This is a genomic window from Streptomyces sp. NPDC001678, assembly GCF_042892945.1.
Taxonomy (GTDB): Bacteria; Actinomycetota; Actinomycetes; order Streptomycetales; family Streptomycetaceae; genus Streptomyces.
This window is the reverse complement of sequence record NZ_JBIAUP010000004.1, coordinates 458,121-473,238: the sequence shown is the minus strand read 5'-3', so window position 1 is coordinate 473,238 and position 15,118 is coordinate 458,121. Positions and strand designations below refer to the sequence as shown.

8 protein-coding genes are annotated in these 15,118 nt (G+C 74.4%); 4 read left to right on the top strand and 4 right to left on the bottom strand.

Annotation, left to right across the window (positions count from 1 at the left end):
- Positions 1 to 4 precede the first annotated feature (4 nt).
- From ACFYZR_RS11465 to fxsT, 4 genes are all read left to right on the top strand, one after another.
- Positions 5 to 3,145, top strand: a complete 3,141-nt coding sequence (locus ACFYZR_RS11465) for an SAV_2336 N-terminal domain-related protein (RefSeq protein ID WP_391908357.1) — start codon at positions 5 to 7, stop codon at positions 3,143 to 3,145.
- A 92-nt stretch (positions 3,146 to 3,237) separates the two neighbouring features.
- Entirely contained in the window at positions 3,238 to 3,462 is a 225-nt protein-coding gene (locus ACFYZR_RS11460) for a hypothetical protein (RefSeq protein ID WP_391908355.1), read from the top strand.
- Positions 3,459 to 4,844, top strand: a complete 1,386-nt coding sequence (locus ACFYZR_RS11455; RefSeq protein ID WP_391908352.1) for an aKG-HExxH-type peptide beta-hydroxylase — start codon at positions 3,459 to 3,461, stop codon at positions 4,842 to 4,844. The genes ACFYZR_RS11460 and ACFYZR_RS11455 overlap by 4 nt, the downstream gene beginning before the upstream one ends.
- A gap of 59 nt (positions 4,845 to 4,903) precedes the next feature.
- Positions 4,904 to 7,921: an FxSxx-COOH system tetratricopeptide repeat protein gene (gene fxsT / locus ACFYZR_RS11450; RefSeq protein ID WP_391908349.1), complete on the top strand. Its 3,018-nt coding sequence runs from the start codon at positions 4,904 to 4,906 to the stop codon at positions 7,919 to 7,921.
- A gap of 73 nt (positions 7,922 to 7,994) precedes the next feature.
- Here the strand turns inward: fxsT and ACFYZR_RS11445 are convergent, their stop codons facing one another.
- The 4 genes from ACFYZR_RS11445 to ACFYZR_RS11430 form a co-directional block, all read right to left on the bottom strand.
- Positions 7,995 to 9,017: a ketoacyl-ACP synthase III family protein gene (locus ACFYZR_RS11445; protein WP_391908346.1), complete on the bottom strand. Its 1,023-nt coding sequence runs from the start codon at positions 9,015 to 9,017 to the stop codon at positions 7,995 to 7,997.
- A 136-nt stretch (positions 9,018 to 9,153) separates the two neighbouring features.
- Complete coding sequence (locus ACFYZR_RS11440; RefSeq protein ID WP_391908343.1) at positions 9,154 to 12,975, bottom strand: multifunctional oxoglutarate decarboxylase/oxoglutarate dehydrogenase thiamine pyrophosphate-binding subunit/dihydrolipoyllysine-residue succinyltransferase subunit; 3,822 nt, start codon at positions 12,973 to 12,975, stop codon at positions 9,154 to 9,156.
- A gap of 241 nt (positions 12,976 to 13,216) precedes the next feature.
- Positions 13,217 to 14,317 (bottom strand): sensor histidine kinase, encoded by a 1,101-nt coding sequence (locus tag ACFYZR_RS11435; RefSeq protein WP_391908340.1) that lies wholly within the window; start codon positions 14,315 to 14,317, stop codon positions 13,217 to 13,219.
- A 49-nt stretch (positions 14,318 to 14,366) separates the two neighbouring features.
- Complete coding sequence (locus ACFYZR_RS11430; protein WP_126916018.1) at positions 14,367 to 15,104, bottom strand: response regulator transcription factor; 738 nt, start codon at positions 15,102 to 15,104, stop codon at positions 14,367 to 14,369.
- Positions 15,105 to 15,118 lie beyond the last annotated feature (14 nt).

Genomic DNA, 15,118 nt, shown 5'->3' with positions numbered 1-15,118 from the left:
AGAGATGACGGCGCCCCCCGACCGGCGGTTGGGGCAACTGGTCGGCAGGCTGCGGGCCGCGGACTGGGACCTCACGGCGGAAGAGATCGCCGACGCCCTGTGGCTGGCCCAGTGGGTCGGCCCGGGCGCCGCCGGGGAACCGCCGGACGGGCCGGGCGGCGCCGTCCGGCCGGGCACGGCGGGTGCGACGGGCCCGACGGCCATGGCGGGCGCGGCGGATGAGGCCACGGCCTCCCGCGCCGCGGACCCCGCCCCCGGCGGCCGTACGGACCGTCCCGGCGCCGCCGACGGCTCCCCGCCCCGGGCGCGGCGCCGGGAACGGGTGTCCCTGTACGCGCGCGGGCAGGAGCCCCCGGGCGCCGTGGACACCTTTCCCATACGCGTCCCCATGGCCTCGTCCCTGCCCGGACTCCTGGGCCTCCAGCGCGCGCTGCGGCCCCTGCGCGGCTACCGCACGCTCGCCGCGCCCCTCCCGGGCCCCCTCGACGAGGACGCCACCGCCGACTCCGCCGCCCGCACCGGGCTGCTGGAGCCCGTCCACCGGCCCGGCGAGCGCCGGCCGGCGGCCGTGCAGCTGGTGATGGACACCTCCCCGTCCATGGTGGTGTGGGAGCGGATGCTGGAGGAACTGCGGCAGACCTGCGCCCAGCTCGGGGTCTTCCGCGACGTCCAGGTGCGCTATCTCCACCGGGCCCCCGACGGCACGCCCCTCGTCGGCACGAGCGGTTCCGGCACGAGCGGTTCCGGGGGCGCGCGGCATCTTCACCCGCGCCCCGCCGACCAGTTCCGCGACCCCACCGGGCGCCGGCTCACCCTTGTCGTCAGCGACTGTGTGGGCCCCCTGTGGCAGGAGGGGCGCGCCCAGAGCATGCTCCACCACTGGGCGCGCACCGCCCCGCTGGCCGTCGTCCAGCCCCTGCCGCCCCGCCTGTGGCCCCGCACCGCGCTGCCCGCCGAACCGGGGCTGCTCCGCCGCGACCCCGCCACCGGCGGCAGCACCCGCTTCACCCCCGACGGCTACGGGCCCGGCCCCGGCCCGGGCGCCCTGCCCGTGCCGGTCCTGCTGCCGACCGCCGAGGCGCTCGGCGTCTGGGCCCGGCTGCTGTCCGGCCCCGGCCGTACGACGGTGCGCGGCGCCGCCGGATGGCTGCTGCCCGGCCACCCGCCCCGCCCCGCGCCGGCCCCCGGCGCCCCCGGCACCCGGAGCGCCGACGAACTCCTGCGCGCCTTCCGGGCCGGCGCCTCGCCGGGCGCCCTCCGGCTCGCCGTCCACCTGGCGGCCGTCCCGCTCACCCTCCCCGTGATGCAGCTGGTCCAGCGCGCGATGCTGCCCGACACCGGGCCCATGGAGCTCGCCGAGGTGCTGCTGAGCGGACTGCTGTGGCGGCTGCCCGACATGGACCCGGACACCGGCACCGGCCCCTGGTACGAATTCGCCGACGGCGTCCGCGAGATGCTGCTGCACTCCCTCGACCGCGGCGCGGCGGCCCTGGTCCTCAAGCACTGCTCGGACTACGTCGAGCGCCACTTCGGCAAGGGCGCCCGCAACTTCTCCGCCCGCGCGGCCGCCCAGCTCGCCGGCGAGGAGCTCATCGCCCCCGGGCCCCCCGGCCCGCCCGAGGAGCCCGCCGAGGAGCGCCGGGACGCCGCCGAACCGGAGCTCTTCGCCGAGGTCCCCGCCCGGGTGGTCCGCTGGTACCGGCCCGCGCCCGTCGAGAGCGGCCCCGTCGCCGAGGCGGAACGGCTGCTGCGGCTCTGGCAGGTCCAGGGCGACCCCTCGTTGCTCCACCAGGCTCGCGCCCTGGCCGGTCCCGCCGCGACCGCCCCGCTCCCCGGAGCGGCACCGGCCGAGGGGCTGCGGGCCCGGCTCGTCCTCGGCGGCGTGCTCCAGGCCCTCGTCGGCACGGAGTCCGTACGGAACGACGCCACGTCCCGGCACGCCCTCCTGGAGGAGGCCGCGGACCACCTCCGGGACGCCTTCACCCACGCCCCGCCCGACGGCGACACCCACGCCACCGCCGCGCTCCGCCTGGCCGACGCCTCCTACGCGCTGTGGCAGGACGACGGCGACCGCGACCACCTCGTCGCCGCCGCCCGCGTCCTGCGGGCGCTGCCCCCCGGCACCTCCGCCCGCCACCTCCGCCTGGGCCGGACCCTGCTGGCGCTGACCGGCACCGGCGGAGCGCCCGGCCCGCACGCCGAGGAGGCCGCCGCCGAACTCCGCACCGCCTGCCGCCTGCTGGTAGACGAGCAGGCTCCCGACATCCAGCGCTGCGCCGCCTTCCTCGACCTCGCCGCCGCGCTCCGGGCGGCCGGTTCCTCCGGCGCCGAACTCCTCGCCGTCCTGGACGTCGCCGCGGAGACCGCCACCGACGACGCCCAACGGCTGCGCTGCCACACCGAACAGGCCCGCGCCCACGCGGCGGCGGACCAGTGGCCCGAAGCCGACGACGCGTACGCGGCGGCCGTCGGCCTCACCGCCCGCGACAGCCTCCGGCGCTGCGAACTCCTCGTGGAATGGGGTGAATCGCTGCTCGGCCGGGCACCGGCCGCCGGGCCCCCGGGCGGGGACACCGAGACCTCCGCCGGGGACGCCACCGGTCCCGTCACCGATCCCGTCACCCGCGCCGAGTCCGTGCTGCGCGAGGCGTACGCCGTCAGCCCCGGCCGGTCGCCCCTGCGGACCCGCGCCCAGCTGGCGCTCGGCCGCGCGCTGGTGCTGCGCTTCGGCCGCCAGGGGTTCCTGCCCGACCTCTACGAAAGCTGCCACCTGCTCGAACAGGCCGCGCGCCGGGCCCCGGACGGCGCCACCCGCGCCGAGGCGTGGCTGGAACTGGGCACCGCACGGCTGCTGCTCAGCGAGCGGCCGGGAGCCCTGCCGGTGGCCGACGCCGCCGCGGCCTTCGACACCGCCGCCAAGGAGGCCCGGCGGCTGCCCGCCCCCGACGGCCCGGGCTCGGTCACCACCGCCCGCGCCCTCCACCGCTACGGCGACGCCCTGGAACGCATGGGGCTGCGCCGCGCGGCCCTGGCCGCCTACCGCGACGCGCAGCGCGAATGGCGCGACCTCACGGGCCGGCTGGCCGAGGTGCCCTGGGCCGAGGTCCAGGCGACGCGGGAGGCGGTGGCGCGACTCACCGACTGACCCGTCGAACGGGTTTCCGGGCCGGGGGCGTTGGGAAGAACTGTGCAGCCGCGGGCCCGCTTCCGGTGGACGGCGGCAGGGAGGAGAAGAGCGTGAACCAGCTGGAGAACGCCCTGGTGACCGGTCGCGCGGACGGCGTGCCCGGCCCGTCGCCCCTGCCCGACCTCGCCCGCACCGGATTGCGCGCCCTGCGAGCCTCCCGGGACCCCGCCCTGGCGGACGCCGTGGAGGGCGTCCTGCGCGGCCCCGGACGGCTCGCGGAGGCATGGGACTCGGGCGGCGAGGGCGGGGTCACCGGGGCGCGCCCCGGCCGGTGAGCGGCCCCCGGCCGGCGGACGGCACCCCGGACGGCCGCCCGGAAGCACCCGGCGGCTTGGAAGGACCCGGCCGCGTCACCCCCCAGGCCCTGGCCCGCCTCGCCCGGACCCGGACCGCCCCCGGCGACGTCGCCCTCCTCCTCGACGGCCTGCACAGCGGACGGCTCCTGCTGCTGAAGTCCCTGCTGACCCGGCTGGAGCGGCCCCCCGCCGTCCCCGGCCCCGCCCGCGCGCGCTTCGAGGAGCACTGGCAACTGCTCGAACACGCCGAGGCGCACCACCCCGCCCGGGTCGCCGAGACCCTCGACTACCCCTCCGTCGGCACCTGGCTCGCCCACACCCTCGCCGCCCCCGACGGGGAGACGCTCGCCCTGCGCCTCGGCCACTTCGGCGCCGTCGCCGCCACCGCCGCCCTGCGCGCCGGCGCCGACTTCGCCCTGGACCTCCCGGCCCCCGGCGGACGGCTCGCCCTCCCCGGCACCGGTCTGCTGCGCGTCACGGACTCCCCGGTACGGCTGACCGCCCACGGCCCCGCCGCCCGCCTGGCCGCACCCGGCGGGCACGGCGGCGCCCTGCTGCTGCGCGCGGCCGGCCGCGTCACCGGCCACGGTCCCGGCTGGCAGGGGCTGCGCCGGCTCGCGGGCGGCCCGGTCCGCCTGGACGACCTGGACCCGTACCGCGCCCCGCCCGGCGGCGCGGGCCGCTCCGCGCTCCCCGCCGCGCCCCGGACCGCCGGCGGGCCCCGGACCGACGCCGTGCCCTGGCCCCGGCACTGGCGCGCCGCCCTGGCCCTGCTGCGCGCGACCGACCCGGCGCGCGCCGCCGAGGTGACGGCCCTGCTGCGCTGCCTGGTGCCGCTCGCCCCCGCCGGCCGGCCCGGGGCCAAGGCCAGCGCGACGTACCGGGTGGCGCCCGGCGCCGTCCTCACCACCCCGCCGGACTCCCCGAGGGAGCTCGCCGAGGTCCTCGTCCACGAGACCCAGCACGGCAAACTCGCCGTGCTCCACGACCTCGTCCCCCTGTACGCCCCGCCGCCGCACGGCCGGCCCGCCCTCCACCGGGTGGCCTGGCGCCCCGACCCCCGGCCCGTCGGCGGCGTCCTCCAGGGCGCCTACGCCCACCTCGCCCTCGCCGACCTCCGGACCCGGGCGGCACTGCTCCCGGGCCTCGCGCCCACGGCCCGGCACGAGGCCCGCACCCGCCGTGATTCCTGCCTCCGACAGGTCGCGCGAGCCCTGGACGTCCTGCTTGAATCGGCTGAACTGACTCCCGCCGGCCGGGAGTTCGTGATCGCCATGGAACGGCACCTCGCGGGGCTGACGCGGCCCGGCGGACCCGACGTGACGATCGGCACAGCGTCACCTGTCGGTGACGTACGGTAATCTCGTGTCCAGGGTCGGCCCCGGCCGACACGGCGCGGAACAGCGAGGGAGACGTGCGGATGGCCACGCAGCGGCAAGCGGCCGGCACCGGCGCGCAAGGGCGGGACAGCGAGCATTTCGTCGTGGTCTTCGCCGGGTTCCACCGGCCCTGGGCCACTTGGATCGCCCACCGGCTGGAGTCCCACGGACACCGGGTCACCCTCCACCGCTGGGACCCGCGCCGCGAGGTGCCCCTGGAGAGCTCCATCGACGACCTGCTGCTCGCCTCCGGCCGGATACTGCTGGTGCTCAGCGACTGGTTCTTCCAGCTCGGCCCGCGCCGCGAGGGCGAGTGGAGCGCCGCCCTGCGCGGCATCGTCGCCACCCACGCCGAGCGCTTCGCCGCCGTCAACCTCACCAACCGCGCGCTGCTCCCGGCCACCGCCGTCCTGGAGCCCGTCGACCTGTGGAGCGTCGGCGCCCAGGAGGCCGAGCGCCGGCTCCTGACCCGGCTCGGACTGCCCACCGGCGGCGCCCGCCGCCCGCTGCCCGCCGGCCCCGGCTCCCGCTACCCCAACGACCCCCCGGCCGTCTGGGGCGAGGTCCCCCGCCGCAACGTCCGCTTCACCGGCCGCGACGAGCTCCTCAACAGCCTCCAGCAGCACCTGATGGACGCCGAGCAGGGCACCGCCGTCGTCACCCTCCTCGGCATGTCCGGCATCGGCAAGACCCAGATGGCCGCCGAGTACGCCCACCGCTTCAGCTCCGACTACGACGTCATCTGGTGGATCAACTCCGATACGCGCGGCACCCTGCGCGAACGCCTCGGCGAACTCGCCCCCGAGCTGGGCCTGGTCAGCGGCTCCGAGCCCGGCGAGCGCATCCGCGCCCTCCACGAGGCACTGCGCCGCGGCGACCCCTACGGCCGCTGGCTGCTGATCTTCGACGGCTGGGACGACATCGAGAGCGCCGAGGATATCCTCCCCGAGGGCCCCGGCCACGTCCTGATCACCTCCCGCAACCGCAGCTGGAGCGACAGCCGGACGACCCTGGTCGAGATCCCCGGCTTCGACCGCCACGAGAGCACCGGCTATCTGCTGCGCCGCGCCCCCCGGCTGACCCCCGAGCAGGCCGACGAGGTCGCCGCCGAGCTCGCCGACATCCCCCTCGCGCTCGTCCAGGCCGCCGCCTGGCTCGGCGAGTCCGACATGGAGGTCGCCGACTACCTCCGCATGGTCCGCGACGGCGAGCTCTCCGAACTGGCGGACCAGAGCGGCTTCGACGGCGTCCCCCGCTCCTCCCTCACCTCCTGGTCGATACTGATCAACCGCCTTCGCGAGGACCAGCCCCACGCCGTGGAGCTGCTCTCCCTGTGCGCCGCCTTCGCCCCCGGCCGCATCCCCATCGGCCTCGTCCGCCACCTGCCCGCCGCCGAGCTCCCCGAAGGCCTCGGCTGGCTCGCCACCGACCTCGCCGCCTGGACCCGCGCCCTCGACACCCTCGTCAACTACTCGGTCGTCACCCGCGACACCCGCTCCGCCCTCGCCGGCGAGGAACCTGGCCCCGAGCAGGAATCCGTGCACATGCACCGGATCGTCCACGACATCGTGGGCCGCCTCACCTCGCCCGAGGACCGCGAGACCCACCGTGGCGTCGTCCGCCGCATGCTCGCCGCGGCCGACCCCGGCAACCCCCAGGACTCCCGGCTCTGGCCCCGCTACGCCGAGCTCCTGCCCCACCTCGAACCCTCCGGCGCCCTCGCGAGCCAGGACGCCCGCGTCCAGGAGACCGTCCTCAACCTGCTGCGCTACTGCTTCCGCAGCGGCGAGTTCCGCACCGGAACGGCCCTCGCCGAACAGGTCCGCGAGCACTGGTCGGAGTTCCACCCCCCGGAGCACCCCAGGATGGTCGAGCTCACCACCCAGCAGGGCAACATCCTCCGCGCCTACGGCCACTTCCGCCCCGCCTACGAACTCGACCGCACCCTGCTGGAACACCTCCGCGCCACCTCCGGCCACGGGGGCACCCGGCTGATGACCGCCACCAGCTGTCTCGCCGCCGACCAGCGCTACCTCGGCCAGTACGACGAAGCCCTGACGGCCCAGCGCGAGGTGCTGGAGACCGCCCTCGAACTCCTCGGCCCCGACGACTACCTGACCCTCCTCGCCCAGCACAACCTCGGCGTCGGACTGCGCCTCCTCGGCCGCTACACCGAGGCGTACGAGATCGACCTGGAGACCCTCCGCAAACGCGAGACCCTGCTGCGCGCCCGGCACGCCTCGACCCTTGTCTCCGCCATGGCCTGCGCCCGCGACCTGCGGCTGATGGGCCGCTACAGGGACGCGCTGGCCCGCCAGGAGCTCGGCATGCGCCTCCACGTCCAGGTCCTCGGCCCCCAGCACCCCCAGACCCTGCGCGCCCGGCACAACCTGCTGCTGTGCGAGCGGCGCGCCGGCGGCCTGGCGGACATGGGCGGCGCCCTGGCCAGCCTCCTCGAACAGACCGAGCAGGTCCACGGCCGCCGCCACTACGCCACCCTCGGCGTCGTCGTCGACCACGGCAACTACGCCCGGGAACACGGCGACCTGGAGCAGGCCAAGGACCTCATCGCCGAGGGCGAGGCCGGCTTCCGCGAACTGCTGGGCCCCGCCCACCCCATCAGCACCGGCATGCTCTCCAACACGGGCCTGATCCTCCAGGCCACCGGGGAGCGCTCCGAGGCCCTCACCATGTTCGAGGCCGCCCTCGCCGGGCTCACCGCCACCCTGGGCCCGGACCACCCCTGGGTCCTGGGCTGCGCCCTCAACGCCGCGGGCGGCCGGAACTTCACCGGGCGGATCGAGGGCGCCCTGGAGCTCAGCCGCGACACCCTGCGGCGGGCCCGGCACACGCTGGGGGAGGACCACCCCTTCACCCTCTCCTGCGAAGTGGCCCTCGCCATGGACCTGCGGGGGCTCCGGGAGCACGAGGAGGCGGGCAAGATCGAGGCGGACGCCCTCCAGCGGCTCACCCGCTCCCTGGGCGCCCAGCACCCCCACACCCTCGCCGCCCGCCAGCGCGTCCGCCCCTACTGGGACTTCGAGCCGTATCTGGGCTGATCCGTCATCCGTGCCGGTCGGTCATCCAGGCCGATCGGTCGTCCGTACCGATGCCGTATCCGGGGCCGGCCGGTCAGTCCACCCAGCGGGGCACCTCCACGATCTCCACCACCGCCGCCGACCAGGTGAACCCGGCCCCCACCCCCACCAGCAGCACCAGCTCCCCGGGCGCCACCTCCTTCGTCTCCACCAGCCGCGCCAGCCCCGCGAACTGGTCGCCCGCCCCCAGATGCCCCACGCCCCGGCTCCAGCCCCACGTCGTCCGTTCGGGATCGATCCCGAACGGAAGGAAGTAGGCCGCGTCCAGCCGCCGCCTGCCCAGGTGCGGAAGGACGAACCGGTCCACCTCTCCCAGACCGGTGCCCGCCGCCTCCACCGCCCCCGTCAGCGCCCGGCGCTGCCCGCCCGCCACCCAGGCCACCGCCGCCGGCCGGCCCACCCGCCGCAGGAACTGCCGCTTGCACGCGTCGAGGTCGACGGTCCCCACCCGCCCGAAGGGGCGGTCGCCCCGGTGCATGCCCTCCAGCCGGGGCTCCGAGCACGTCACCAGCGACCGCAGCCGCGCGAAACCACCGGTGCGGGAGAGCACGAGCGCGGCCCCGCCGTCCGCGTAGACCGTGCCCGGATCGCTGTGCCAGCGGTCGAAGCCGGGCGGGCGGTAGGCGTCACCGGCCGTCAGCAGCGCCGCTGGCCGGTCGGTGCCCGCCCGGAGGTACGCGGCCGCCAGCTCCAGCGCGGCCATCCCGCCGTTGGAGACCTGCCGCACCTCCAGCGCCGGACAGGCGGGCCGGGCGCCCGGCAGCGCCAGCGACTGGACGTAGGAGGCCGACCCCCACAGCTCGTGCCCCTGGTCGTAGAGCGCCGCGTGGAGCAGCAGCCCGATGTCCTCCGGCCCGTGCCCGGCGCGCCGCAGCGCGGTCCGGGCGGCGCGGGCGGCCATCCCGGGCCCCGAGTCCTCCGCCCCCGCGACGGTCACGGACACGGCGCCCGTGCGCCGGGCGATCGCCTCCGGCACGGGGACCGCAGGCGGCAGCCATGCCGCGCAGCCCGCGATGTACAGGTCCTCGTATGTGGTCCTGGTTGTCCTCGTCGTCATGGCCCACTGTGGCCGTTCCCGCCTCAAGGGCGGCTGGACTCGCGGTCGATACGGCGGGTCGATACGGCGAAAAGGCGGGCTCCCCCGTGAGGGGGAACCCGCCTTTCATGTGCCGCTGTTGCCGTTAGGCGGTCGCTCAGGCGTCGAAGACCTCGGCGATCAGCGCCGCCTGCTCGGCCTGGTGGCGCTTGGCCGAGCCGACCGCCGGGGACGAGGAGTGCGGACGGGAGATCCGGCGCAGTCGCTCGCGGGCCGGGACGTCGGCGCCGACGGCCAGGTCCAGGTGGTCGATCAGGTTGAGCGCGATGAACGGCCACGCACCCTGGTTCGCCGGCTCCTCCTGCGCCCAGATGTACTTCTCGGCGTTCTTGAACTTGGCGATCTCGGCCTGGAGCTCCTCACCCGGCAGCGGGTAGAGGCGCTCGAGACGGATGATGGCGGTGTCCGTGAGGCCGCGCTTCTGCCGCTCGGCCTCCAGGTCGTAGTAGACCTTGCCGGAGCAGAAGACGACCTTGCGGACGGCCTCGGCCTGGACGCTCTCGTCGCCGATCACCGGACGGAAGCGACCGGTGGTGAACTCCTCCACCTTCGACGCCGCGGCCTTCAGACGCAGCATCGACTTCGGGGTGAAGACGATGAGCGGCTTGTGGTGCGGGTTGTGGACCTGCCAGCGCAGCAGGTGGAAGTAGTTCGACGGCAGCGTCGGCATGGCGACCGTCATGTTGTTCTGCGCGCAGAGCTGGAGGAACCGCTCGACACGGGCCGAGGAGTGGTCCGGGCCCTGGCCCTCGTAGCCGTGGGGCAGCAGCAGGGTGACGCCGGAGGTCTGGCCCCACTTCTGCTCGGAGGAGGAGATGAACTCGTCGACGACGCTCTGGGCGCCGTTGACGAAGTCACCGAACTGGGCCTCCCACAGCACCAGCGCGTCCGGGCGGGCCAGCGAGTAGCCGTACTCGAAGCCCATCGCCGCGTACTCGCTGAGGAGCGAGTCGTAGACGTTGAAGCGGGCCTGGTCCTCGGAGAGGTAGAGCAGCGGGGTGTGGTCCTCGCCGGTCTCCCGGTCCACCAGCACCGCGTGGCGCTGGCCGAAGGTGCCGCGGCGGGAGTCCTGGCCGGCGAGCCGGACCGGGGTGCCCTCCATCAGCAGGGAGCCGAAGGCCAGGGTCTCGCCCATGCCCCAGTCGATGGTGCCGTCCTCGACGCTGGAGGCGCGGCGCTGGAGCTGCGGCAGCAGACGCGGGTGCACCGTGACGCCGTCGGGGAGGTTGACCTGCGACTCGGCGATCCGCTTGACGACCTCCTGGGAGATCCCGGTGTCCACCGCGATCGGGAAGCCGTCCAGCGGGGCCGGGGCCGGGGCCTCGGCGGGGGCCGTGTCGGCCTCGCGGACCTCGACGAAGACCTTCTCCAGCTGGCCCTGGTAGTCCTGCAGGGCCTGCTCGGCCTCTTCCAGGGTGATGTCGCCACGGCCGATCAGGGACTCGGTGTAGAGCTTGCGCACCGAGCGCTTCTTGTCGATCAGGTCGTACATCAGCGGCTGCGTGAAGCCCGGGTTGTCGGACTCGTTGTGGCCGCGACGGCGGTAGCAGATCAGGTCGATGACGACGTCCTTGTTGAACGCCTGGCGGAACTCGAAGGCGAGCCGCGCGACGCGGACCACGGCCTCCGGGTCGTCACCGTTCACATGGAAGATCGGCGCCTCGATCATCCGGGCGACGTCGGTGCAGTACATCGACGAGCGCGAGGACTCCGGCGGCGCGGTGAAGCCGACCTGGTTGTTGATGACGATGTGCACGGTGCCGCCGGTGCGGTAGCCGCGCAGCTGCGACATGTTCAGGGTCTCGGCCACGACGCCCTGGCCCGCGAAGGCCGCGTCGCCGTGCAGCTGGATCGGCAGGACGGTGAAGTCCGTGCCGGCCTTGCCGATGATGTCCTGCTTGGCGCGGGCGATGCCCTCGACGACCGGGTCGACCGTCTCCAGGTGGGAGGGGTTGGCGGCCAGCGAGACGTTGATCTGCTCGCCGTCCAGGCCGGTGAAGACGCCCTGGGCACCCAGGTGGTACTTCACGTCGCCGGAGCCGTGCATCGACTTCGGGTCGAGGTTGCCCTCGAACTCGCGGAAGATCTGCGCGTAGGACTTGCCGACGATGTTGGCGAGGACGTTCAGCCGCCCACGGTGGGCCATGCCGATGACGGCCTCGTCCAGACGGGCCTCGGCGGCCGCGTCCAGCACCGCGTCCAGCAGCGGGATGACGGACTCGCCGCCCTCCAGCGAGAAGCGCTTCTGGCCGACGTACTTCGTCTGCAGGAAGGTCTCGAAGGCCTCCGCGGCGTTCAGGCGGCGCAGGATGCGCAGCTGCTCCTCGCGCTCCGGCTTGTGGTGCGGGCGCTCGACGCGGTCCTGGATCCAGCGGCGCTGCTTCGGGTCCTGGATGTGCATGTACTCGATGCCGGTGGTGCGGCAGTACGAGTCGCGCAGCACGCCCAGGATGTCGCGCAGCTTCATCATCGACTTGGCGGCGAAGCCGCCGACCGCGAACTCGCGCTCCAGGTCCCACAGGGTGAGGCCGTGCTCGGTGATGTCGAGGTCGGGGTGCTTGCGCTGGCGGTACTCCAGCGGGTCGGTGTCGGCCATGACGTGGCCGCGGACCCGGTAGGAGTGGATCAGCTCGAAGACGCGGGCGGCCTTGGTGACGTCGTCGTCGTGCGAGGCGTCGATGTCCTTGAGCCAGCGGACCGGCTCGTAGGGGATGCGCAGCGCCTCGAAGATGTCGTCGTAGAAGTTGTTCTCGCCGAGCAGCAGCTGGTGCATGATCCGCAGGAACTCGCCGGAGGCGGCGCCCTGGATGACCCGGTGGTCGTACGTCGAGGTCAGGGTCATGACCTTGGAGATGCCCATCTTGTTCAGGGCGTCCTGCGAGGTGCCCTGGAACTCGGCGGGGTAGTCCATGGCGCCCACGCCGATGATGAGGCCCTGGCCGGGCATCAGACGCGGCACGGAGTGGACGGTGCCGATGCCGCCGGGGTTGGTCAGCGACGCGGTGACGCCGGTGAAGTCGTCCATCGTCAGCTTGCCGACGCGGGCGCGCTTGACGATGTCCTCGTAGGCCTGCCAGAACTCGAAGAAGTTCAGGGTCTCGGCCTTCTTGATGGCCGCGACGACGAGCTGGCGGTCGCCGTTCGGCTTCACCAGGTCGATGGCCAGACCGAGGTTGACGTGCTCGGGCTTGACGAGGGTGGGCTTGCCGTCCTTCTCCATGAAGGAGTAGTTCATCGACGGCATCAGCTTCAGCGCCTGCACCATGGCGTAGCCGATGAGGTGCGTGAAGGAGACCTTGCCACCGCGGGCGCGCTGGAGGTGGTTGTTGATGACGATGCGCTGGTCGAACAGCAGCTTCACCGGGACCGCGCGGACGGACGTGGCCGTCGGCAGCTCCAGGGAGGCGTTCATGTTCTTGGCGACCGCGGCGGACGGGCCGCGCAGCGTCACGAACTCGGGACCGACGGCCGGCTCGGCTGCCTTGGCAGCAGCCGCCGGGCGGGCGGCGGCGGGCTTGGCCGGCGCGGCGGCCGCGGGCTTCGCGGCGGCGGGGGCGGCGGCCGGTGCTGCCGGAGCAGCGGCGGGCGCGGCCGGGGCCTGGGCCGCCGGGGCGGCGGCGGGCTTCGCGGCAGCCGGAGCTGCGGGAGCCTGGGCCGGCGCGGCAGCGCCTGCGGCCGGGGCCGGGGCGCCCGGGGTACCCCCGGTCACCGCCTGCGGCGGCGTGGCCGCCGCAGTGCCCGGCTTGTAGTCGGCGAAGAAGTCCCACCAGGCTCGGTCGACCGAGTTCGGGTCCTGGAGGTACTGCTGGTAGATCTCGTCGACGAGCCACTCATTGGGACCGAACACATCAGCAGGACTCTTGCCCTGCCCTGCTTGGTCGGTCGAGATGCTCGAGGTGTTGGGGGACTGTGGCGACACGGCGGCAACCGCCCTCTTCCGCTTCCTAAGGTGGTGGACAGCGGGAATAAAGGCTACGCCTGTCGGGACCCTTAATGCAGGCCACCCGGGCCAGTCGTCGCCTAAGTCACACTCGACCCAGGGTTTCAGGGCACGGAGAGCTGGGAAAACCCGGAGGTTCCGCTTGACCCCGGGCTCTCCTGGGTTCGCCGAACCCTGCCCCACATCCGGTCGGGTGTGTGCTCCCACCACCGACCCTACGTCAACTCGGCTCACGAGGACCTCCCGGAAGCGTGACCTTGATGCGGCACCCACGCGGGGACTCGGCCACCCCGATGCTCCCGCCGTGGAGATCGACCGCCCAGCGGGCGATGGCCAGGCCCAGGCCCGTACCGCCGTCGGCGCCCGGCCCCTGAGAGGCGCCGGTGCCCCGGTTGAAGCGCTCGAAGACGCGGTGCCGCTCGGCCTCGGGGATGCCCGGCCCCTCGTCCACCACCTCCAGGGCCAGCGACTGGGTCCCCTCGCCCCGGCGGGCGCGGACGGTGACCCGGCCGTGCGGGGGAGAGTGCTTGACGGCGTTGTCCACCAGATTGGCCACCACCTGGTGCAGCCGTTCGGCGTCCGCGTGCGCCGTGAGCTCCGGGGGAGAGACGTCCAGGTGGAGATGGACGTCCTTGCGGGCACGCGGCGAGGAGCCGCTGCCGCAGGCCATGCTCGCCTCCTTGAGCACCCCCGCCAGATAGGGCCAGACCTCGAAGCGCCGGGCGTGCAGCGGCACCACCCCGTTGTCCAGCCGGGACAGGTCCAGCAGCTGCTCCACCAGCCGGCCCAGCCGCTCGGTCTGCCGCAGCGCGGTGCGCATCGTCTCGGGGTCGGGGGCCGAGACCCCGTCCACCACGTTCTCCAGCACCGCCCGCAGCCCCGCGATGGGGGTGCGCAGCTCGTGCGAGACATTGGCGACGAGCTCCTTGCGATGGGTGTCCACCGCCTCCAGGTCGGCCGCCATCCGGTTGAAGGCCTCGGCCAGGTCCCCGAACTCGTCCCGCCGCCCGGCCCGCACCCGGCGGGTGTAGTCACCCTGTGCCATCGACCGGGTGACCTCGGTCATCTCGTCCAGCGGCGCGGTCAGGCCGTGCGCCACGAACTGGGTGATCAGCAGGGAGGCGATGATCGAGAAGACGGTGATCACCCGGAGCTCGGTCGCCGAGTGGATGGCGACGAACACCAGGAACGTGGTGATCACCACCGAGCCGATCACCAGCGCGCCCAGCGCCGCCTTGACCGACCGGTAGGGATCCAGGGGGCGCAGCGCCTCCCAGAGCGTGCTCCACAGACCCTGCGGCGGCCGGCGCTCACCGGACACCGGGATCACCGTAACGAGTCATGCCGTCCGCCCCGGGCCATGGGTGCCGTCATGCCGCCGGGGTCTCCAGCGCGTACCCGACCCCGTGCACCGTACGGATCCGCTCCGCCCCGATCTTGCGGCGCAGCGCCTTGATGTGGCTGTCCACGGTCCGGGTGCCGGAGGCGTCCGCCCAGTCCCACACCTCCGCGAGCAGCTGCTCGCGGGAGAGGACCGCGCGCGGGGTGTTGGCCAGGCAGACGAGCAGGTCGAACTCGGTGGGCGTCAGATGGACGTCCCCGCCGCGCACCCGCACCCGGCGCTGCGCGTGGTCGATCTCCAGCTCGCCCAGCCGCAGGATGCCGCTGCGCGGGGTGTGCGCGGCCAGCGTGGCCCGCTCCACCCGGCGCAGCAGCACGTGCACCCGGGCGGCGAGCTCGCGCATCGAGAACGGCTTGGTCATGTAGTCGTCCGCCCCGACGCCGAGACCGACCAGCATGTCCGTCTCGTCGTCGCGCGCGGTCAGCATGAGGACGGGCACGGGCCGCTGCGCCTGAACCCGGCGGCAGACCTCCAGGCCGTCGAAACCGGGCAGCATCACGTCCAGGACCAGAAGGTCCGGCTGCCATGCCTCGGCGGTGTCGACGGCGGCGGGCCCGTCGCCCGCGGTGCGTACCTGAAATCCCTCGGCCCGCAGCCGGGCCGCGATGGCGTCGGTGATCGTCCGGTCGTCCTCGACGATCAGTACCCGACGCTGTGCCCCGGTGGAGGCCACGACGCCGCTCGGGCCGATGTGTGTGTGCTCCATGCGCCCCGCCCCTA